Here is a 20,753-nt window from a genome sequence, read left to right as displayed (position 1 = left end):
CGGTCAGCGCCCGACGGCGGCCGGTGCCTCCATGAGAAGTCGGACGGGGCCGTAGAGGCCCGAGGCTCGTTGGCCATCGAAGACGAAATGCGTGGGGCTCACCTCGTCGAGGTAGGGCGCGAGGGTTCCGCAGACGAGGATCTCGATCTCGTTGTCACCCTCGCGCAGGGCCGCTCCGACGTCGAAACGGTACGGGGCGCAGATGCGCACCCCGGCGGGGGCACCATTGACGGTGACCTCGGCGGTGCCGCGCACCCGTCCGAGATCGAGCGTCGCGGCGGCCGGGGGCGCTGAGAGGCGGCACGAGCGCCGGTAGCGGACGGCGCCGCTGTAGCCGGCGAGGCCCGCGTCCGCCCAGTCGCCCAGCTCGATCGTCCCGGGCCCCACGGTGAAGCGCACCGGCCCCGCGAGTGCCGCACCCGCCCGGTGACCGGGAAGGGTGCGGATCCGCAGCTCCGCCGTCCGGCCGGGTGAAGACCCCGGGCCCGGCAGCGGCATCTCGGGGGCCGGTTTCAGAGGCTCGCCGTCCAGGGTCGCCTCCAGAAGTTCGCCTCGGACGTCCACGGCCATACCTGTCGCGCCGGGCGGGACGGCGAACCGCAGCCTCTCGACTCGCGGCACCGCGTCCGGCATCGCGAGCGTTGCCGGGAGGACGACGTCGGTGTCCGGGTCGTCCTCAAGCCAGGCAGCGCCGGGCATCGGATGGGGCCGCCGCCGCAGGTGCATCGACGCCGGGTCGCCGTACTGCCCGCGCCGCGCCGCGACGGGCACCGGGTGGCCGTCGCGCGCCGCGGTCCAGCCCGCGCCGGACACGACCGGTCCGTCCACGAGGACCGCGGGAGGCGGGCCGCCCTCGGTGAGGACCAGGGTCAGGCGGCCGCCCGTCACGCGGTAGCGGCCGACGCGCGGGACCTCCTGCTCGGCGTACGGGTCGAACCCTCCCTGGCGGCCGATCTCCTCGCCGTCGACGAGGACGCGGCAGGGCGCGGCCGAGGCCACCTGGAGCGCCGCGCCGGCGGCGGACGCCGGGAGGGGGACGCTGAGCGCGACCTCGGCCCCCGGCCGCGCGGGCCCCGCCGCAGTGATCCACTCCGGCCGCCGGTAGCGCCCGCGGTCGGTGACGACGGCGAGGTGGGCCCGCAGCCGCACGTCCTCGCCCGGGGCGAGCCGGACCTCGACGTCATGGTCACCGGCGGGGACGGGCGTCTCGGCGATCGCCAGGTGGCCTTGGTCGTCCAGGGGGACCGCGACGCCGTCCACATGAAGCGTCTTGGCGGCGGCCGCGCCGACGGCCACGAAACCGCCCTCGCCGGGCACGGTCAGGCGGGTCCGGAGCACGACCGCGTCATCGGACCGGACGTCCCCGAAGTCGAGGAACTCCTCAGGGACGTGTCCTTTCGGCCCGAGGAAGGCGCGGTGCAGGGTGTCCTTGCGGATGCCGCGGGAGTCGGAGTACACGAAGGGCCGCCACGTTCCCTCACTCTCCCTGGACCAGACACCGTGCGGGCCGAACGTCGCGTGCGCCTCGGACCACTCTGACTCCTCTTCCGTCCGGTGACTCATGGTCCAGCGCTCCAGCAGGACGTCGTGACCGGCGGGCCGGGCGAAATCGCCCCAGGCGTTGTCGAGGGTCGGAACCAGGTCCATCGTCCAGGAGGTGCCGAGGTCGAGAACGGTCTCCTGACCCGCCGGGACGGGGCCCGGTACGGCGATGTCCTCGCCGCCGGGAAAGAGGAGCAGCGCAGCGGGCCCGTCGTCGAACGGGACGACGGTCTCGACGGACGTCCCGTCCACCGCGCGCGTCTCCAACCGGCGCGGCGGGCCCCCGAACGGGCTCGCGACGAACGCCGGGCCGCTCACGCCGCGGACGCGCACCCGCATGTCCCTCAGGTACCGATCGGGATCGAAGTCGTAGGTCACGTCGAGCCAGCCGAGGTCGGCCCCGCGCTCGTCGGGCCGTCCCACCGACACGCGGCTGGCCATCGACGGCGCGGCCGTCAGGAACACCAGCGTGGTGCCGTCGACCTCCCGGACGAGTGCGGGCACCGGCGCGTCCACCCGGCGGACGCCGGCGAGGGCGGCACCGAGAGCGCCGGTGTCCGGCACGACCTCCAGCACGGCGCGGAGCCCGGCCACCGCCTCGTCGGCGCCCGGGTCGCCGACCCCGCGGCGGGGCGGCGCGCCGACCGCGACGACACGGCCGCCGTGCTCGGCGAACGCGGTGAGCCTGCGCGCCGTCTCCCCTTCGAGCACCGTGCAGGACGGGAGAAGGACGACCCCGTACGACTCGTCCGCGACGTCCAGCCGTCCCTCGGTGACCGAGGCGCGCTGCACGGAGTCGTCGTCCACCACGTCGGCGTCGATTCCCAGCCGGTCGAGAACGCCGGGCACCATCCGGAACCAGGCCATGTCGCCGACCAGCTCCCGGTAGGTCTCCTGGGCGAGCCCGGCGTCCGGGTCCACGCCGTCGAGCCGCGTCCCGGCCTGCGCGGTCGCCGTCGGGAACAGCACGGCCACCTCGCACACGTGCCGCCCCAGCGACAGGGCGGCGCAGAGCCTGGCGACGGCGTCGGCGAAGACGCGGTGGTGCCGCCAGTAGGGCTGGCGCCAGTCGGTGGACGGCGGCGCCCACTCCCACCAGCCCGCCTTGGTCGTGTAGTAGACGGCGTGCGGGTTGTAGAGGGTGGCCCCGGCACGAAGCCAGGGCAGCAGCCAGTCGAAGGTCTCCTCCAGCGTCCCGCCCCAGCCGCTGGAGTGGAACGCCTCGATCCAGGTCCGGTCCCGGCCGTACAGGTGCGCGAGCGAGGAGTGGACGCGGGCGTCGCCGTGGTGGTCGGACCCGGGGGCCCCGAACCAGCGGTGCGTGCGCGCGTAGTCGGCGTACAGCCGGACCCCGTCCACGGGGAGCCCGGCCCGCGCCGGATCCTGCTGGTCGCAGCCGTGCAGCAGGCCGTACCGCTCGTGCCAGTCGGCCAGCGGCCGGAAGAAGGCCTCCTCGGCCAGTTCGGCGCGGGTGAGGTGGTAGTCGCGGCGAACCCGGAAGGCGTCCCCGCCTCCGCTCCCCCACAGCGTTCCGAGATGCGGCGTCAGGTCGTAGCCGCGGCGCCGCTCGAACTCCCCGGCGAACCCCTCCGACCAGGTCGGCAGCGACGGCAGTTCGTCCTGGAACGACCCGACGATCACCGTGCCGAGCCGGTGCCCCAGCCGCCGCGCGAACTCGCCGTGCACACGGTCCAGGAGCTCCGCGCACGCTTCGGCCGACAGGTAGTCGAAGCCGCGCACGTCCGCCGTCCCGTCCCGCCGCAGCCACCGCCCCGCGTAGTCCGGGACGTCCCGCACCAAGCGGGCCTGCAGGTCGGCGCCGGAGAACCCGAGCTGGTCGTAGAACCAGAGCGACACACCCAGCTCGGCGGCGTCCTCGCAGACGGCGTCCAGCAGGTCCCACCACGCGGTGGAGAAGAATGGCGGATCGTCGGCGTCCGCGCCGAACATCGGGCCGGACGGCGCCAGGTTCAGGACGACCAGGTTGTGGACGCCGCCCTCGGCGAACCGTTCGAGCTGGTCGCGCAGCCGCCGCCGGTCGAGCCGCTCCCCGCTCCACCACCAGATGGGCGCGGGCGAGAACGCCCGCGGCGGCGCGTCCAGCACCTCCCGCAACCGCCCCGAGATCGCGGTCATCCCTGTCTCCGGTGGGGGAATGACCCCCCACGCCCCCCGGTTCGCTTCGCTCATCCCTGCCCCCCGTGGTGGGACGACCCCCCACACCCCCCGGTTCGCTTCGCTCATCCCTTGAGCCCGCTCGCAAACCCCTTGATCACATACCGCTGCAGCACCAGGAAGATCACGATGATCGGGAGGGCGGCGAGGACCAGGCCGGCGAAGACCAGGCCGTAGTCCGAGACGTACTGGCCGACGAAGGCGAAGACCCGCACCGGGACCGTCTCGCGCGCCGACCCGCCCAGGTACAGCAGCGGGGTGAAGAAGTCGTTCCAGATGAACACGGCGTTGAGGATCAGCACCGTGCCGGTGATCGGCCGCAGCAAGGGGAACACGACCCGGGTGAAGGCCTGGAGGTGGCCCGCGCCGTCGATCAGCGCCGCGTTGGCGTAGTCGCCCGGCAGCGCCCGGATGAACCCCGTGTACAAGAAGATCGTGAACGGCAGCTGGATGCCGGTGTAGAAGATGATCATGCCCTGGTAGGTGCCGAGCAGGCCCGCCGCGTCGGCGAGCTTGAACAGCGGGATCATGCCGAGCTGGAACGGCAGCACGATGCCGAGCAGGAACAGCACGTACAGCGTGTAGCCGAGCCGCGAGGCGCAGCGGGCGAGGAAGTAGGCCGCGAACGCCCCGATCGCGATGAGCGCCACCAGGCTCACCACCGTGATCACCGTGCTGTTCAGCAGCGCCGAGCCCAGCGACGCCCGCGACCAGGCGTCGGAGTAGTTGCCGAGCGTCGGCGACGACGGCGGGGACAGCGGCGCCGAGGCGATCTGCTGCTTGTCCTTCAGCGACAGCGTGACGAGCGCGTACACGGGGAAGAGGAACGCCAGGGCGACCGCGATCATCACGACCTCCAGGGCGAACGTGCGCAGTCCGTAGCGCAGGCTCATGCCACCTCCCGACCGCGCAGGTACCGGATCTGGATCAGCGAGACCGCGGCGACGAACAGCGCCAGCACCAGCGCGATCGCCGTGCTGTAGCCGTAGTTGCCGAAGACGAACGCCTGCTTGTACAGGACGGTCGAGAGCGTCTCGCTGGCGTGGCCGGGCCCGCCGCTCGTGGCCGCGTACACCTGGTCGAACAGCTTGAGCCCGCCGATGGTGGACAGCATGACGTTGATCGTGACGGCGGGCGCGAGCAGCGGCCACGTCACGCTGCGGAACCGCTGGAACCGGCCGGCACCGTCGATCATCGCGGCCTCGTGCAGCTCCACGGGCACCCCCTCCAGCCCCGCCAGGAAGATGACCATCGAGTAGCCGGAGAACTGCCAGATCACCATCCCGGCCACCGACCACAGCGCCAGCGAGGGGTCGCCGAGCCAGTCCTGGCGCAGGGAGCCGAGGCCCACCGCGCCGAGGATCCCGTTGAGCCCCGCGTCCGGCGCCGGGTTGTAGACGTACTTCCACAGGAACGCCACCATCACGGGGCTGACGACGGCGGGCGCGAAGAAGACGACCCGCAGCACCGCGCGCGACCTGATGCGCGTGTGCACGCCCAGCGCGAGCAGCAGTCCGATGCCGTTCTGGACGACCACGATCGCGACCGTCAGCAGCAGCGTGTTGACCAGCGACCCCCGTGCGGCGTCGTCCCGCAGCAGGCGGTCGAAGTTGTCGACGCCGACGAACGACCGGTCGCCGATGCCGTTCCAGTCGGTGAAGGCGTAGACGATTCCGCTGGCGCTCGGGTACAGGACGATCAGCGCGTACACCAGGAGGGCGGGCGCCGCGAACCACCACGGCGGGGCCAGGAAGCGGCTCCGGCGGCGGCGGGGCGGCGCCGGGAGGCGCGCCGCCCTCTCGGGGGGTCCCGCGGCACCGGCCGCCGAGGCGGCCGGTGCAGGACGTGCGGTCGGGGACACGGGCTACTTCTTCCGGTAGGTCTCGTCCAGCTTCGCCAGGCCCTCGGCGATGGTGGTCTTGCCCGCGAGCAGCTCCTGCACCATGGCGAAGTGGGCGGGCTGCACCTCGGCGTTCGGCCACGCCTGGTCCATGAACGGGTCGGCCTTGTCGCCGTCCAGGTACGGCAGGAACGGCTCCAGCACCGGGTCGATCTTGGAGGAGGAGTCGCGGACGAGCGGGACGCAGGCGACGGCCTCGGCCCAGCGGTTGATGTTCTGCTGCTCGCCGAGGAACGCGACGAACTTCTCGGCTGCGTCCTTGTTCTTGCTGCGGGCGCTGACGCCGAGCCCGACGACGACCCCGGCGGGGATCCGCAGCTGCGCCGCGTCGTCCGCGCCCGGCACCGGGAACATCGACAGGTCGGCGGCGTTCGCGGCGGCCTTGCGGAAGTCGGGCAGGACGGCCGAGACCTGGATCGCCATGGCGGCCTTGCCGGTGGCGACCATGGACGTCTGCTGCTCGAAGGTCGTGCCGTTGGGGTTGTCGTTGAAGTACCCGCGCTTCTGCAGGTCCAGGTACATCTCGAGGGCCTGCACCCAGCCGGACTGGGCGAAGGACGCCGACCCCGCCTGCATCTGGCTGTCGAACTGCGGGTTCTTGGCGTACACGGTGGACGGCACCAGCGCGTAGGTGATCAGCTGCGTGACCCACGGGGTCTGCGCGCCGAGCGCGATCGGGACCGTGCCCTTCTTCTTGAGCTTCTCGCAGACGTCGAGGAACTCGCTCCAGGTCTTCGGCGGCTCGACCCCGGCCTTCTCGAAGACCTTCGTGTTGTAGATCGCGCCGATGACGCTCGACCCGGCCGAGTAGAGGAAGGTCTTGCCGTCCTTCTGGAACGCCGGCTTCAGGCTCGCCGGGATCTTCTTCGTCCACGCCTGGCCGCTCAGGTCGGCGAGCAGCCCGGCCTGCGCGATCTGCGCCATGCTCATCGCGCTGCCGTTGCCCGGGAAGACCACGTGCAGGTCGGGGGCGTTGCCCGCGCCGAGCTGGGTGCGCACCGACGTCTGCACCTGGTCGGTGGGCGCGAACGAGGTGCTGAACTTCGCCCCGGTGTAGTCCTTGGTGAGTAGGTCGAGCGCCTTCTGCTGGTCGGCGACGCCCACCAGGCGCAGGGTCCCCGAGCCGCCGGACGACCCCCCGCAGGCGGCCAGGCCGGCGGGCAGCGCGGCCGCGGCGGCGACTCCCCCGGACCACCGCAGGAATCCGCGGCGGCTGAGGGCCGCCCTCTGGAACGACGATGTCATCTTTCCTCCTCGCGTTCGCGGCGCGGACCGCCGGGGTGGCGGCGGTCCCGGCCGCGGCCGTCCCGCAGGGGGACGGACGTCATTGAAGGGCCGCCGTGAAGCGGTACTCCCCCGAGCCGGTCCGGCAGCGGAGCTCCCGCCGCGCCGTTCCGGCGATCGAGACCCCGGGGGCGTCCGCCACCGGGATCCCGCTCTCGCGCACCCCGCCCGGGTCGTCGGTGGGGATGTGGACGGTGGCGGTCGCGCCCGGCGGTACCGCCACCCGCAGTTCGAACACGCCGTCGCGGCGGGTCCAGGCGGTGGAGACGAGCCCGCGCACCGACGCGTAGCGGGCGCTCGCAGCGGTGAGCCCGCCGGGACGCGGCCGGACCAGCAGCTCGCGGTAACCGGCCGAGCCGGGCGCCTGGTCGAGGCCGGCGACGCCCCGGTAGAGCCATTCGCCGACCGAGCCGAGCGCGTAGTGGTTGAAGGAGTTCATCGCCGCGGCCTGGAAGCCGCGTTCGGTGGTGTAGCCGTCCCAGCGCTCCCAGACGGTGGTCGCGCCGTGGCGCAGCGGGTACAGCCAGGACGGCGGGTCGGTGCGGCGCAGCAGGGCGTGCGCGAGATCGGCGCGGCCGTGCGCGTCGAGGACGGGCGCGATCAGCCCGACGCCGAGGAACCCCGTGGTGAGGCCCGGACCGGCCTCCTCGACCAGTGCGGCGAGGCGCCGCACGGCGTTCGGGACCAGCTCGTCCGGGAGCAGCTCGAACGCCAGGGCCAGCAGGTAGGCGGTCTGGGTGTCGCCGTGGACCCGCCCGTCCGGCGACACGAAACGCTCGGCGAACGTCGTGCGGACGTCGGCGGCGAGCGCGCCGTACCGGGCCGCGGGCTCGTCCGCGCCGAGGATCTCGGCGGCGCGCGCCGTCAGCGCGGCGCTGCGGGCGAAGTAGGCGGTGGCGAGGACGTCGCGCGGGGTGGGGGCGGGCGCGAGCCAGTCGGCGAAGTGCGGGCCCGTGCGGTGGGTCCACACCAGATCGGGGTTGTTCCGGTGGACGTGGTCGACCCAGGCGCACATGGCGTCGAGGTTGCGCTCCAGGAAGCGCTCGTCCCCGTACACCCGGTAGAGATGCCAGGGAACGAGGACGCCCGCGTCGCCCCAGCCCGGGGCGCCCTCGTCGGCCACTCCCGCGATCTTCGGCGCCACGTTGCCGAACGCTCCGTCCGGCGACTGCGCGCCGCGCACCTCGCGCAGCCAGCCGTCGAAGAACGCGGCGACGTCGGCGTTGAGGCAGGCGGTGGGCAGGAAGACCTGTGCGTCGGCCAGCCAGCCGAGCCGCTCGTCGCGCTGCGGGCAGTCGGTCGGGACGCTGACGAAGTTGGAGCGCTGCCCCCAGGAGATCGCCTGGTGGAGGCGGTCGACCTCCGGGTCGGAGCAGGTGAACTCCCCCGCCCAGGGCGTGTCGCTGTGCAGCACCACGCCGGTGATGTCGGCCGCGGCGAGCGCGCTCAGGCCGGTCACCTCGGCGTACCGGAAGCCGTGGTAGGTGAAGCGCGGCTCGAAGACGGTCTCGGCGTCCTCCCCCGCGATCAGCACGTCCGTCGCGTCGGCGGTGCGCAGGTTGGCGGTGTGGAGCGCGCCCGCCTCGTCCAGGGCCTCGCCGTGCCTGACGACCACCCGGTCGCCGGAGGCCAGCCCGCGCGCGGTGAGCCGGACGCGTCCGGCGAAGTTCTGCCCGAAGTCGACCAGGAACCGGTCCCCGGCGATCCGGGTGACCGACCGCGCCGGCAGCTCCCGGACGGCGCGGACCGGCGGCGCGACCGAGGCCGTGAGCCGGCTGCGGTCGGTGGCGGCGACCCAGGCGGGCCGCCATCCCGCGCCGTCGCGGTCACCGGACGGCAGGTCCCAGCCCGGGGTCTCGCGGCGCAGGTCGTGGCACTCCCCCATCAGCAGGTCGGCGTACCGGACGGGCGACCGCGCGCTCTGCCAGTCGCCGCCGGTCGCGACGACGTCGGTGGAGCCGTCGGCGTGCACGAGGTGCAGCTCGGCCAGCAGTTGCGGGAACGTTCCGTAGTGCGCGCCCGAGCGGCGCTCGTCGAACCCGACGAACCCGCTCCACCAGCCGTCCGCGACCGTGGCGGCCAGCATGTTCGCGCCCGTCCGCAGCATGCCGGTCACGTCGTGGACCTGGTAGTCGACGCGGTCGCGGTAGTCCGTCCAGCCGGGGGCGAGCTCGGCGTCCCCGACCCGCGCGCCGTTGAGGCGCATCTCGTACAGGCCGCGGGCGGTGACGTAGAGGCGCGCGGCGACCGGCGCGGCGGCCGCCTCGAACGCCTTCCGCAGCCGGACGGCCGGCTGGAGGCCGTGGTCGGCGAGGGCGAGCTCGCCTTCCTCGGGCGCGTCCACCACGTCCTGGACGGACGGGTCGTGCGTGATCCAGGCGGCTGACCACGCGGAGGGGCTCAGCATCCCGGTCTCGAACCAGGACTCCTCCCGCGACTGCGCGCCGGACGCGTCGGTGACCTCGACCGTCCAGCGGTACCGGGTGCGGGGCCGCAGCGCGGGCCCGCGGTAGCGGACGGAGACGGCGGACGGGTCGGCCACGGCGCCGGTGTCCCAGAGCTGGGAGCCGTCCTCGGCGCGGACCCGGACCCGGAAACCGGTGGGGGCGTCCCCGCGCAAGCCGGAGGCCAGCCGCCACGACAGCAGCGGCGCCGGCTCGTCGACCCCGAGCGGCTCCACCCGGTGGTCGCAGCGCAGCCCGTACGGCGCGAGCCCTCGGCCCAGGGAACCCGTCACTCACCCGCTCCGATCGCAATCCCAACAAAGTTGGCTGTGAAGTTAACGTGAAAAATGTGAGCTTGAGAGTAGGAGGGCGCTGATCAGGGTGTCAAGGTTCGAGATGCGGTCGCTTTCGGCAGCGCCCGCCGGTGAGGGGACGCCGTCACCGGCGTGATCAGGTGGCGCCTCGCGGGCGCCCGCGACCGGCGGAACCGACCGTCAGGCCGTCGCCAGCTCGTAGGCCACCTTGTGCTCGTCGAGCCCGCGCAGCGCGTCGGCCGCGGCGCCGTCGTCGACGATGACGCGGTCGAACGCCGACAGCGGCGCCACCCGGTGCAGGGCCACCCGGCTGAGCTTGGAATGGTCGATCATCAGCACGCTGCGGGCCGCCGCGCCGAGCATGGCGCGCTTCACCGACACGATGCGCTGCTCCTGGTGGTAGGCGAACCCGCCGGACACCGCGGAGGTCGAGACGAAGCACAGGTCCACGTTGAGCGACTCGATCGCGTCCACGCACGAGACCCCGAGGAACGAGTCGTGCAGCGGGTCGTAGTCGCCGCCGAGCGCCATCAGCCGGATGTCGCGCTCGGCGGACAGCAGGTTGACGGCCTGCAGGAAGTTGGTGACGACCGTCAGCGGGGCGACGCCGGCCAGCCGGCGGGCCAGCGCCAGCGCCGTGGTGGAGTCGTCCAGCATGACCGCCATGCCCGGCTCGACCAGCTCGACGGCCCTGGCGGCGATGGCGTCCTTGGCGGGCCGCATGGACTTCATCCGGTAGGCGACGTTGCTCTCGAACACTCCGGACGGCTGCGCGGTCACCCCGCCGCGGTGCTTGCGGACGACGCCCTGGCGTTCGAGTTCGTCGAGGTCGCGGTGGATCGTCATGAGGCTGACGCCGAACCGCTCGGCGAGCCCGGCGGCCGGGACCGAACCGGCGGACAGGACGATGTCGGCGATGTCCTGCCGGCGTCGCTCCGGTCCGCCCGTGCCCTGCTCGACCATCCCGGAACCTCCCGTGACCGGCGCGCGCGACGGGCTGTCGGCGGAGGCCGGGCGCCACACAAGGTAACACGTTCGGATGGTTTGTTAACACAACGGTCAGCCGGGTTGACGCGGGCCGTCGGATCGCCGCACCGGGCGCGGCTCCCGTGCCCGCCGGCGCAGCGCCGCGGTCGGCGCGGCCGCCGCGCACCCGGGGCCTTCCGGGTCTTTGTTTACTGCAAATACCATACGAAACGACATACGGCCTAATTGGTGAATATCTTGCCGCGAGGTGATCACAGGAGAAAGGATGGACCATCTGTCACTTACCTCATCTCCGAATGGGACAGAATGACGACAAGCCCCCTGCCCCCCTTCCCCGCCGCGAACGAGAACCCGCTCGACACCTGCCGGCGGCTGCGGGAGATCGCCCCCGTGGTCGAGGTGGAGTTCCCCGGCGGCGTCCCCGCCTACCTGGCGCTGACCCACGACGCCGTCCGGGAGATCCTCGCCGGGGACAACCGGACCTTTCTGCGCGACCCGCGGCACTGGCCCGCCCTGCACGACGGGTCGATCCCCGAGGACTGGCCGCTGCGCGCCATCGTCGAGGGGGGTCACCTGTCCACCAAGGACGGGGCGGACCACCGCCGGCTGCGCGGTCTGATCGGCAAGGCGTTCACGCCCTCGCGGGTGCAGGCGCTGGAGCCGCGCGTCCGTCAGATCGTGGAGGGCCTGCTCGACGACGTCGTGTCCGCGGGCGAGGTCGTCGACCTGGTCCCCGCCTTCACCGAGGCGCTGCCGATGTGGGTGATCTGCGAGCTGTTCGGCGTCCCCGCCGAGGACCGCCCCCGGATGCGCGAGTGGACCGCGACGCTGCTCGCGCACACCACCCCGCCCGAGGTGGCGTTCGCGACGCAGAACACGCTCCAGGCCTACCTGCACGAACTGGCGGAGAGCAAGCAGCGGGCACCCGGCGACGACCTCACCTCCGGCCTGGTCCAGGCCCGCGACGAGGGTGACCGGCTCACGACCGACGAACTGGTCGGCGTGCTGTGGCTGATGCTCGTCGCCGGCCACGAGACCACGGTCCACCTGCTCGGGCACGCCGTGGTGGCGCTGTCCCAGAACCCCGACCAGCTCGAACTGGCCAAGGCCGAGGACCGGTGGGCCGACGTGGTCGAGGAGACCCTGCGCTACCGCCACTCGGTGATGATGACGAGCTGGCGCTTCACCGCGGAAGAGGTGACCATCGCCGGGGTGCGCGTCCCCAAGGGACAGGCCGTCGGCGTGGCCTTCCAGGCGAGCGGCCTCGACCCGGCGGAGCACGGCGAGGACGCGGACCGCTTCGACATCACGCGGGAGCGGAACGGGCGCCTCGGCTTCGGCCACGGCCCCCGGTACTGCATCGGCGCCTCGCTGGCCCGCCTGGAGGGCCGGCTGGCTCTCGCCGCGCTGTACCGGCGGCTGCCGGACCTCGCCCTCGCCGCCGACCCGGACGACATCCCCTACTCGCCCTCGTTCTTCACGGTGGGCCCGCTCAGCCTGCCGGTCGCGCTCGGCCCCGTCAGGCCCTGACGCCCCCGGCCCGGTCCGGCGGCCTGGGCCGCCGGACCGGGCCGCTGCGGGCCCGGCCGCGGGAAACCGCGGGCGGCGGGCGCACCCGCCCCGCGACCGGAAAGATCGACCATTTCTTGTGATCACCTGTGCGCCCGCACGTTTTGGTGCATCATTGTCACGCCTTATACCGATATGACCGCCGTGCAACAGGTCGAAAAGTCCTGCGCGCCAGTCACCGACGCTCACAGGGACACGAGGGATGGCAACAGGAGCGGATCGAGCACGCACCGAGCGCGCCGCGCTGGAACGCGCCTTCTGGGTCTGGCTGATCGCGGCGATCGTCACCGGCGGCGCCTGGCTCGGGGCGCTGCTGGCCGTGGACGACGGGTCGCGGGCCGTCGTCGCCCTGGGCGGCGGCGCGGGAGCGCTCCTGGTGAGCCTCGCCGCAGGGGCCGCGGCCTACTACGCCGAGTGCGCGCGGGCCGCCCGCGAGCGGCTGGCCCGGGTCGAGGGCGAGAGCGACCTCCTGGAGCGCAGGCTCCAGGAGCTCGTCGACGGACCGCTCCCGGCACTGATCGAACGGCTGCACGCCGGGGCCGCGCAGGACGAGACCCTGGCCGAGCTGCAGGCCGTCCCGAACCACCTGCTGGGCCGCCTGGTGCGCACGGTGGCGGAGGGCGTCGCCGCGAGCGAGCGGCACGCGTCCCGGGCCGAGACCGAGCTGGCCGCCCTGGAGGAGGAGGTCGACCGGCTGGCCGACTCGACGCTGCCCGCCATGGTCGAGCGGATCCGCGGCGACCGCGCCTCGGCCGCGTCCGTGCTGGCCGAGTTCCCGGCACCCGCGCACGCGGCGCTCGACCGGCTCCTTCGCGCGCTCACCGACGACGTGGCCGCCGGGGAGCGCACCCGGGCGGCCGCCATGGCGGCCTCCGCGGCCGCGGCGGCGCGGATCCAGGCGCAGACGACCCGCATGCTCGCCCAGCTCCGTGAGCTGGAGGACCGCTACAGCGAGGACGAGGTCTTCGGCGACCTGCTCGACCTCGACCACCACGTCTCCCAGATGGGGCGCCTGGCCGACAGCATCGCGCTGCTCAGCGGCGGTCGCTCGGGGCGGCGCTGGACCAGGCCCATCGGGCTGGAGAGCGTCATCCGCGGCGCCATGGGGCGGATCGCGTCCTACCAGCGCGTCCAGTACCACTCCACCAGCACCGCCGCCATCGCCGGGTTCGCCGCCGAGGGCGTCATGCACGCGCTGGCCGAGCTGATGGACAACGCGGCCAACTTCTCCCCGCACGGCTCGGCCGTGCACGTCTACGCCGAGGAGGAGGACGCCGGGATCGTCATCACGGTCGAGGACAGCGGGCTCGGGATGCGCCAGCGCGAGCGGGAGCGCGCCGAGCGGCTGGTCTCCGAGGCCGCCGACCTGACGTCGCTGCCCGGCACCCGGCTGGGCCTGGCGGTGGTCGGGCGGCTGGCGGGCAAGCACGGCCTGCGGGTCAGCTTCCGGCCGTCCTCGCGCGGCGGCGTCGGCGTCGTCGTGCTGATCCCGCGCCAGCTCGTCACCCACTCCTCCGGCGGGGCCGGCACGGGGACCCTGGCGGAGTCCATCCGCAGCGCGCCCAGGAGCACCGGCGCCCACACCCGCGAGCCCGCCCGCGAGCCCGCCCCGGCCATGGCCGCGGCGGCGCCCGGCGCGGACGCCTCCGACCCGGCGGCGTACCTGCCCAAACGCCGCCGCGGCGCCACGCTCACCGAGGAGGTGGAGCCGCAGGCGGCCCCGCCTCCCCTCCCCCGCGACCCGGGGGCGCGGTTCGCCGCGTTCCGCGCGTCCACATCGGGGAGCCACCGAACGACCGGCGGCGCCGAGACCGGCGCCGACCAGGAAGACCCGTCCACCGAAGACCCCGATCAGTAGCGCTCATGGCCCGGCGCCCGTCCTGCGGACGGCCGCCGGCCGACCGGTCCCGGCGGCCTCGTCCGGACCGCAGGATCGACAGATAGGAGGCAGGGGCCCGCGTCTGCGGCGGACGCAGCCCCGTGATCTTGATGAGCACCGATGAGCGTCGACTCGACTGGCTTCTGACGTCCCTCGCGGAACGGGCCCCCGGCGTCCAGCACGTCCTGGTGCTGTCCAGGGACGGTCTGAAGATCTGCCACACCCCCGGCCTGGACGACGACCGGGCCGACCAGCTCGCGGCCATCGCCTCGGGCATCCAGAGCCTGTCCATGACGGCCTCCCACGAGTTCGGCCGGGGCGTCGGCGCCGGCCAGTCGATGGTGGAGTTCCCGGGCGGGCTACTGCTGATCATCCCGGCCGGCGAGGGCGCGCACCTGGCCGTCGTGGCCCGCGATGACGCCGACGTCGGCCTGGTCGGGCACAGCATGAACGAGCTGGTGGAGCAGATCGGCGGCTACCTGACCGCGGCTCCGCGCACGCCCGCGTCGAGATGAACCCCCGCCCCCTCGATCTCGACGGTCCGGACCGGCTCTACACCGTGACCGGTGGCCGCAGCCGGGCCGGCGACACCGACCTCGACCTCGTCACGCTGGTCGTGGCGGAGAACGACCCGGCGCCGGGCATGCAGTCCGAGCACGTCGCGATCCTGCAGTTGTGCCGGAACGAGCCGGTGGCGGTGGTCGAGCTGTCCTCCCATCTGCGGCTGCCGGTGAGCGTGGTGAAGATCCTTCTGCTCGACCTGCGCGACACCGGCCACATCACCGTCCGCCATCCGACGTCGGCCACCGCGACGACCCACCTGGCCGACCTGGACACCCTGAAGGAGGTGCTCGTTGGACTCAAAGCCCTCTGACCGCGCACCGGACCCCGCGACCGCGCCCGCAGGCGGCGTGCCACTGCGCCGCAGCGTCCGGGACGCGCTGAAGATCGTGATCGTGGGCGGGTTCGGCGTCGGGAAGACCACCATGGTCGGCTCGATCTCCGAGATCCGACCGCTGAGCACCGAGGAGATCATGACGAAGGCCGGCGTCGGCATCGACGACCCGAGCCGCGTCGCCGACAAGCGGACCACCACGGTCGCCTTCGACTTCGGCCGGATCTCCCTGGACGCCCACCGCGTGCTCTACCTGTTCGGCGCCCCGGGCCAGCAGCGGTTCTGGTTCATCTGGGACCAGCTGTTCTCCGGCAGCCTGGGCGCGGTGGTGCTGGTGGACACGCGCCGCCTGGAGGAGTCCTTCTACCCGCTCGACCGGCTGGAGCACCACAAGATGCCGTTCGTGGTGGCGGTCAACCGCTTCGAGGGCCCCGAGCCGCGTCCCTCGCTGGAAAGGGTCCGCGACGCGCTGTCCCTTTCCGAGGGCGTCCCCCTGGTCGACTGCGACGCCCGGCAGCGCGACTCCTCCAAGAGCGTGCTGATCACGCTCGTCCGGCACCTCACCACCCTCCACGACCCCGCCGCGCTCCAGGAGGCCGCGCAGTGACCGACGAGAGCGTCCGGCCCCACGCCGACGAGAACGCCGTCCGCCTGTACGGGGAGGACTTCGACCAGCGGCCGAAGGACTTCTTCGAACGGATGCGGCGCGAGCACGGCCCCGTCGTGCCCGTCCTGCTCGAAGGCGACATCCCCGCCTGGTACGTGATCGGGTACCGGGAGGTCAACCACGTCACCGGCAACCCCGCGCTGTTCGCCCGCGACACCCGCCGCTGGAACGCCTGGGACCTGGTCCCCGAGAACTGGTCGCTGCTGCCGTTCGTCGGCTGGAACCCCTCGGTGATGCTCGCCGAGGGCGAGGAGCACCACCGGCGCAGCGCGGCGATCAGCGACGCGCTGGACGCCGTCGACCGCACCGAGCTGGCGGGCATCAGCGAGCGCGTCGCCGACCACCTGATCGACGAGTTCGCCGGGGACGGCGAGGCCGACCTCGGCAGCCGGTTCGCCGACCGGCTCCCGCCGATGGTGATGGTCGGGCTCTTCGGCGTCCCCGACGCCGAGGTCCCGGACATGATCCGCGACATCCAGGACGTGGCGGGCTCCGACGAGAAGGCCGTCGCGGCCTACCAGCGGCTCCAGGGGACCATGCGCCGGCTGGCCGAGACCCGCAGGGCGCACCCCGGCGCGGACGTCACCTCCCGCCTGCTCCAGCACCCCGCCGGCTACACCGTCGACGAGCTGATCAGCGACCTGATCCCCATGCTCAGCGCCGGAACCCTGCCGACCGGCCACTGGATCGGCAACACGCTGCGGCTGATGCTGGTGGACGAGCAGTTCGCCGTGACGCTCCAGGGCGGCCGAGGCAGCGTCTCCCAGGCGCTCAACCAGGTGCTGTGGGAGGACACGCCGTCCCAGAACAACATCGGCCGCTTCGCCGTGCGCTCCTGCGAGCTGGCCGGCCGCAAGATCCGTCCGGGTGACATGCTGATCCTCGGCTGGGCCGCGGCGAACGCCGACCCCCAGGTCCAGCCGCCAGCGCAGGGTGCCGGCGCGGGCAACCGCGCCCACCTGTCGTTCGGCCACGGCGACCACGGCTGCCCCTACCCCGCCCCGGAACTCGCCGAGGTCGTCGCCAGGACCGCGGTCGAGGTCCTGCTCGACCGCCTGCCCGACATCGAGCTCGCCGTGAAACCGGACGAACTCCTCTGGCTCCCGTCGTTCTGGGTCCGCCGCCTGGCCGCCCTGCCCGTCAGATTCACCCCGGCGATGACTCCCCACTGACGAGGGCTCGTCCCGGGACCATACCTATGAGTATGGTTCCGTACCATGGAGTATGGAGACGAGATCGTCCGCCGTGTGCGGGACCTCGCGCCGGTGTTCGCCGAACGCGCGCGGGGCGCCGAGGAGGCGCGGCGGCTGCCCGACGAGACCATCGCCGACCTGGCCGCGGCCGGGCTCTTCGAGATGCTGGTGCCGAAGCGCTTCGGCGGTGCCGAGCGCGGGTTCGAGGAGATGGCGGCGGCGTGCCGGGAGGCGGGCGCCGGGTGCGCCTCGACGGGGTGGCTGTCGGTCATCTACACGCTGCACAACTGGATGGTCGGGCTCTTCCCCGAGCGGGCGCAGGCCGAGGTCTGGGCGGACCGGCCGTACGCGCTGATCCCGTGCGTCCTCGCGCCGACCGGGACGGCGGCTCCCGCGGACGGCGGGCACCGGGTCACGGGGCGCTGGTCGTGGGGCAGCGGGGTGATGCACGCGGGGCACGTCATGGTCATGGCGCTGGTCACCGCGGGTGAGGCGATCGAGCCGAGGCTGTTCCTGCTGCCCCGCGCGGACGTGACGGTCCACGACGTCTGGCGCACCAGCGGCATGCGGGGCACCGGCAGCAACGACATCGAGGTGGCGGACGTCTTCGTCCCGGCGCACCGGTCGGTGCCGCTCCTCGACCTGGCCGAGGGGCGCTCGCCCGGTTCCTTCGTCCACTCGGGGGCGCTCTACCGGACGCCGCTCGTGCCCGTGTTCGCGCTGACCGGCGCCGCGCCCGTGCTCGGCGTGGCCGAAGGCGTGCTGGCACGGTTCGCCGAGCGGACGCGCGGCCGGGTGATGGCCTACTCCGGCGAGCGGCAGCGCGAGACGACCGGCGCGCAGATCCGGCTCGCGTCGGCGACCGCGGACCTGGCCGCCGCCCGGCTGCTGCTGGAGGACGCCCTGCGCGGCGTCGTCCGCGCCGTGGCGGAGGGGAGTTGCGACCTGCGGCGGCGTGCCGGGGCCCGGCTCGTGGCGGCGCACGTCGCCGGGACCGCGCGGCGGGTCGTCAACGATCTGTGCTCGGCGGCCGGGGCAAGCGCGCAGTTCACCGACTCCCCCTTCCAGCGGGCGCAGCGGGACGTGAATACGATCTCCGGGCACGTGGTGTTCGAACCGGACGCGGCGTACGCCCTCTACGGCAGGATCGAGCTGGGTCTGGACCCCGGCCCGGTGACCCTGGTGTGACGGCGTCCGCCGGGCGGAGAAGGGGGTGGAATGACGGCCCGCACGAAGACGGCCCGCGCGAAGACGGCGCGGCCCAGGGTGGCGCGGCGCGACTGGATCGAGGCCGCCTACGGGGAGCTGGCCCGCGCCGGCGAGCGCGGCGTGGCGATCACCGCGCTGGCGGCCCGGCTCGGCGTCACCAAGGGCAGCTTCTACTGGCACTTCCAGGACCGCCCGGAGCTGATGCGTGCGCTGCTGGACCGGTGGGCGCACGAGCGGACCGACGAGATGCTGGGGCTCGCGCTCGGCAGCACCACCGACCCGCGCGAGCGGCTGCGCCGGATCCAGGCGCTCGGCCGCGAGGTCGCGCCGATCGACCGGGCGATGCGGCTGTGGGCCCAGCACGAGCCCGCGGCGGAGGAGGCGGTGCGGCACGCCGACCGGGCGCTGCTCGGGCACATCGCCGCGTGCCTGGAGGACCTGGGGTTCGACGAGGAGGAGGCGCACCTGCGGGCGCAGCTGATGCTGCGGGTGTGGGCCGGCGGCTACCTCGTCCCCGGGACCGGGCCCGACCCGCGGGAACGCATGCTGGAGATCCTTCTCGCTCCCTGACCGGCTCGCTCCCTGGCCGGGCCTCACCCCCGGCGGACGAAGCCGTGCCGCGCGAGCACCTCGGCGAACTGCCGCCCGGCCGGGGTGAGCTCCTTGCCGAGGCCGCGGCAGGCGGCGCAGCGTTCTTCCTCCGGCTCGTCCGGGCGGGCCTTCATGTGATCGTCGATGGCGCGTTCCACGGCGGTCACGATGGTGGGCTCGGCGTCCGCGGCGCGCTCGGGCGCGGCGACGGGCGGGGCGCCCGGGGCGGGACGCAGCACGTGGGCGCGGCGGGCGGCCTGGGCGACCGCGATCAGCTCGCCGGCCCGCCGGTGCCAGGCGAGCCACTGCTCGTTCGGGGTACTGCCCGTCCCCCCGCACACCGCGCAGTCGTCCTCCAGCGCCTCCAGCAACCGCGACAGGAACCCGGCGCTCGCCGCCCGGTCACCCACTCCGGTCACCCCGTGCAGGCTTCACGAATCCCTGTCCATTCACCGTCGCGTGGTCGGGCCCCGCGGGGGCCCACTCCCTCGTACGCGCGCCCGGGCCGCCGGGTTCGGATCCGCACCGGTCATCGCGTCGCTTTGATCAACTCGACGCGGATGCGGACCAGCAGGCTCACCAGGGCGAGCGCCGGCCCGCACAGGACGACACCCCGGAGCCGGACGCCGTCGTGCAGCGCGCCCGCCAGGACGAGGGAGACGTCTGCCGGCGGAGGTAGTCGACCACCACGAGACCGCCCACGCTGTGCGCGACGAGGATGACCCCTGCGGTGGCGAACCGCTCCCGCAGGCGAGGCGCGGCGCCACCGCGCCCGCGAGCCGGGCGGAGTAGACCGCTACCGGACGCCGCCGGTCGTAGGCGAATTCGAGATAGTTGGCGTCGTCCAACTCGAAGTGCCGGCGAAGGCCGGACCGAAGCTTCTGACAAGGCCCGAATATCCCGGAAACCCGGGTACCAAAATGGCCATCGGATCGTACGTCTCGACGCCGTCGCCGTATTCCGGATCGTCCAGCCGCGCTTTGGGCGAGGCCAGGCGGCCGGGGTTGCCGATGGCCTGCGCCAGGCGGCGGCCGTCCCCCAGACCTGTCCGTCTTCCCTGCGCAGGGCGCTCCCACCGAGGCCGGGCAGAAGGACCGGAAGGTGCGGGACAGCCCGCCTCACCGGTCGTCCGCGCCGGCCCGGGACGCCCCCGTATCCGCTCACCACGAATGCCCGTCCCCGTGGATCGGCAACGTCTGGGCGCAAATGCTATACCGCACATATCCACCAAGGACATGCTTTGGCAGCAATGGTTCACTCGCACGGAACGGGATTTATCGACCATGAGATCGAGAATGCTGGCGGATGCCCTGAATGTGCCTTATGGCACGCCTGGCTCCGGGCGCGGGCGGGGCCTGCGGGACGGGCACCGCCGTACGCCGGCCCGGACGCGGTCGTGCGTCGTGACGGCGGGAACCCCTATCGTGGTACTGCCCGCGCCCGTACCGTCCGGCCTGACCGGGGGCGGCGCGGCGGGGCCACCGGGGGCCGAGGTGAGGTGCCGCCGGCGGGGACTCCGTGCGAAAGGCTGGAGTGTGAGTCAGCGACGACCGCGGCCGTCAGGCGAAGAGCAGGCGGGTGAAGCGCCCGGCGCCGTCCCGGACGACGTCGCGGTCGCCGTGGAACGCGTGCTGAGCGCGACGGCGCTGCTCTGGAACCGCGCCGACCAGGGCCTCGAACCCGCCATCTCGCCGATCCAGCTGCGCGCCGTCGAGGTGATCGCGCGGTTCGGCCGGCTGAACCTCGGCGGGCTGGCCGAGGAGCTCGGCGCGATCCCCTCGTCCACGAGCCGGCTGTGCGACCGGCTGGAGGCGGCCGGGCTGATCGTGCGGGAGACCGCCCGCGTCGACCGGCGCGAGATCGTGCTGCGGCTGACCGACCAGGGCGAGCGCCTGCACGCCGAGCTGGTCCGGCGCCGGCGCGCGGCGGTGCGGGACGTGCTGGCGCAGATGTCCCCGGCCTCCCGGGGCCGGCTGCTCGACGCGCTCACCGAGTTCGGCCAGGCCGGCGAACGGCGCGAGAACGGTGGGAGGGGGATGCTCGGGTCCCGGACGGCTTGACCGGCACCCGCGCGCCCCGGCACCGAACCCCTTCCTCCGCACCT

16 protein-coding genes are annotated in these 20,753 nt (G+C 73.5%); 9 read left to right on the top strand and 7 right to left on the bottom strand.

What is annotated here, in order from left to right:
• Window positions 1-3 precede the first annotated feature (3 nt).
• From AB0H37_RS22980 to AB0H37_RS22955, 6 genes are all read right to left on the bottom strand, one after another.
• Window positions 4-3,678 (bottom strand): glycosyl hydrolase, encoded by a 3,675-nt coding sequence (locus AB0H37_RS22980; RefSeq protein ID WP_360614988.1) that lies wholly within the window; start codon window positions 3,676-3,678, stop codon window positions 4-6.
• A 104-nt stretch (window positions 3,679-3,782) separates the two neighbouring features.
• A complete protein-coding gene (locus AB0H37_RS22975; protein WP_179836722.1) occupies window positions 3,783-4,610 on the bottom strand; it encodes a carbohydrate ABC transporter permease in 828 nt (275 codons plus the stop codon).
• A complete protein-coding gene (locus AB0H37_RS22970) occupies window positions 4,607-5,578 on the bottom strand; it encodes a sugar ABC transporter permease (RefSeq protein ID WP_179836723.1) in 972 nt (323 codons plus the stop codon). Before AB0H37_RS22970 ends, AB0H37_RS22975 begins: the two co-directional genes overlap by 4 nt.
• A 3-nt stretch (window positions 5,579-5,581) precedes the next feature.
• Window positions 5,582-6,862, bottom strand: a complete 1,281-nt coding sequence (locus tag AB0H37_RS22965; protein ID WP_329087245.1) for an extracellular solute-binding protein — start codon at window positions 6,860-6,862, stop codon at window positions 5,582-5,584.
• 79 nt (window positions 6,863-6,941) lie between these two features.
• Window positions 6,942-9,638, bottom strand: coding sequence for a family 78 glycoside hydrolase catalytic domain (locus AB0H37_RS22960; RefSeq protein WP_360614985.1), 2,697 nt, complete (start codon window positions 9,636-9,638; stop codon window positions 6,942-6,944).
• Between the two features lie 201 nt (window positions 9,639-9,839).
• On the bottom strand, window positions 9,840-10,622 hold the full coding sequence (locus AB0H37_RS22955) for a DeoR/GlpR family DNA-binding transcription regulator (RefSeq protein WP_329087241.1): 783 nt from the start codon (window positions 10,620-10,622) through the stop codon (window positions 9,840-9,842).
• Between the two features lie 330 nt (window positions 10,623-10,952).
• Between AB0H37_RS22955 and AB0H37_RS22950 the strand changes: the two genes are divergently transcribed.
• The 8 genes from AB0H37_RS22950 to AB0H37_RS22915 all read left to right on the top strand — a co-directional run bounded on the left by AB0H37_RS22950 (window position 10,953) and on the right by AB0H37_RS22915 (window position 18,628).
• Window positions 10,953-12,176: a cytochrome P450 gene (locus AB0H37_RS22950; RefSeq protein ID WP_329087239.1), complete on the top strand. Its 1,224-nt coding sequence runs from the start codon at window positions 10,953-10,955 to the stop codon at window positions 12,174-12,176.
• Between the two features lie 241 nt (window positions 12,177-12,417).
• Window positions 12,418-14,073 carry an ATP-binding protein gene (locus AB0H37_RS22945; RefSeq protein ID WP_360614982.1) on the top strand — a complete coding sequence of 552 codons (1,656 nt, stop codon included), beginning with the start codon at window positions 12,418-12,420 and terminating at the stop codon, window positions 14,071-14,073.
• 131 nt (window positions 14,074-14,204) lie between these two features.
• Entirely contained in the window at window positions 14,205-14,609 is a 405-nt protein-coding gene (locus AB0H37_RS22940; RefSeq protein WP_179836727.1) for a roadblock/LC7 domain-containing protein, read from the top strand.
• Window positions 14,606-14,968: a DUF742 domain-containing protein gene (locus tag AB0H37_RS22935; RefSeq protein WP_179836728.1), complete on the top strand. Its 363-nt coding sequence runs from the start codon at window positions 14,606-14,608 to the stop codon at window positions 14,966-14,968. The genes AB0H37_RS22940 and AB0H37_RS22935 overlap by 4 nt, the downstream gene beginning before the upstream one ends.
• Before the next feature lie 37 nt (window positions 14,969-15,005).
• Window positions 15,006-15,596, top strand: a complete 591-nt coding sequence (locus tag AB0H37_RS22930; protein WP_179838957.1) for an ATP/GTP-binding protein — start codon at window positions 15,006-15,008, stop codon at window positions 15,594-15,596.
• A complete protein-coding gene (locus AB0H37_RS22925) occupies window positions 15,593-16,828 on the top strand; it encodes a cytochrome P450 (protein ID WP_360614979.1) in 1,236 nt (411 codons plus the stop codon). The genes AB0H37_RS22930 and AB0H37_RS22925 overlap by 4 nt, the downstream gene beginning before the upstream one ends.
• 45 nt (window positions 16,829-16,873) lie before the next feature.
• Window positions 16,874-18,037 (top strand): acyl-CoA dehydrogenase family protein, encoded by a 1,164-nt coding sequence (locus AB0H37_RS22920; RefSeq protein ID WP_179836730.1) that lies wholly within the window; start codon window positions 16,874-16,876, stop codon window positions 18,035-18,037.
• Window positions 18,038-18,067: 30 nt separating this feature from the next.
• Window positions 18,068-18,628: a TetR/AcrR family transcriptional regulator gene (locus AB0H37_RS22915; protein ID WP_329087231.1), complete on the top strand. Its 561-nt coding sequence runs from the start codon at window positions 18,068-18,070 to the stop codon at window positions 18,626-18,628.
• A gap of 23 nt (window positions 18,629-18,651) precedes the next feature.
• On the opposite strand, the gene AB0H37_RS22910 is transcribed toward AB0H37_RS22915, so the two are convergent.
• Window positions 18,652-19,068 (bottom strand): hypothetical protein, encoded by a 417-nt coding sequence (locus tag AB0H37_RS22910; protein ID WP_329087229.1) that lies wholly within the window; start codon window positions 19,066-19,068, stop codon window positions 18,652-18,654.
• Between the two features lie 1,116 nt (window positions 19,069-20,184).
• Between AB0H37_RS22910 and AB0H37_RS22905 the strand changes: the two genes are divergently transcribed.
• Entirely contained in the window at window positions 20,185-20,709 is a 525-nt protein-coding gene (locus AB0H37_RS22905) for a MarR family transcriptional regulator (RefSeq protein ID WP_179836733.1), read from the top strand.
• Window positions 20,710-20,753 lie beyond the last annotated feature (44 nt).

Origin of the sequence: Actinomadura sp. NPDC023710, assembly GCF_040639875.1 — a bacterium.
GTDB lineage: Bacteria > Actinomycetota > Actinomycetes > Streptosporangiales > Streptosporangiaceae > Spirillospora > Spirillospora citrea.
The sequence above is the reverse complement of the archived record's forward strand: the minus strand, read 5'-3'. Positions and strand labels throughout refer to the sequence as shown.

What these genes read in the sequence shown, in the direction of transcription:
- AB0H37_RS22940 (WP_179836727.1), top strand. Translation starts at nt 14,205, where the DNA reads ATGAGCACCGATGAGCGTCGACTCGACTGGCTTCTGACGTCCCTCGCG.
- AB0H37_RS22915 (WP_329087231.1), top strand. Translation starts at nt 18,068, where the DNA reads ATGACGGCCCGCACGAAGACGGCCCGCGCGAAGACGGCGCGGCCCAGG.
- AB0H37_RS22975 (WP_179836722.1), bottom strand. Translation starts at nt 4,610, where the DNA reads ATGAGCCTGCGCTACGGACTGCGCACGTTCGCCCTGGAGGTCGTGATG.
- AB0H37_RS22945 (WP_360614982.1), top strand. Translation starts at nt 12,418, where the DNA reads ATGGCAACAGGAGCGGATCGAGCACGCACCGAGCGCGCCGCGCTGGAA.
- AB0H37_RS22935 (WP_179836728.1), top strand. Translation starts at nt 14,606, where the DNA reads ATGAACCCCCGCCCCCTCGATCTCGACGGTCCGGACCGGCTCTACACC.
- AB0H37_RS22950 (WP_329087239.1), top strand. Translation starts at nt 10,953, where the DNA reads ATGACGACAAGCCCCCTGCCCCCCTTCCCCGCCGCGAACGAGAACCCG.
- AB0H37_RS22955 (WP_329087241.1), bottom strand. Translation starts at nt 10,622, where the DNA reads ATGGTCGAGCAGGGCACGGGCGGACCGGAGCGACGCCGGCAGGACATC.
- AB0H37_RS22980 (WP_360614988.1), bottom strand. Translation starts at nt 3,678, where the DNA reads ATGACCGCGATCTCGGGGCGGTTGCGGGAGGTGCTGGACGCGCCGCCG.
- AB0H37_RS22965 (WP_329087245.1), bottom strand. Translation starts at nt 6,862, where the DNA reads ATGACATCGTCGTTCCAGAGGGCGGCCCTCAGCCGCCGCGGATTCCTG.
- AB0H37_RS22920 (WP_179836730.1), top strand. Translation starts at nt 16,874, where the DNA reads ATGGAGTATGGAGACGAGATCGTCCGCCGTGTGCGGGACCTCGCGCCG.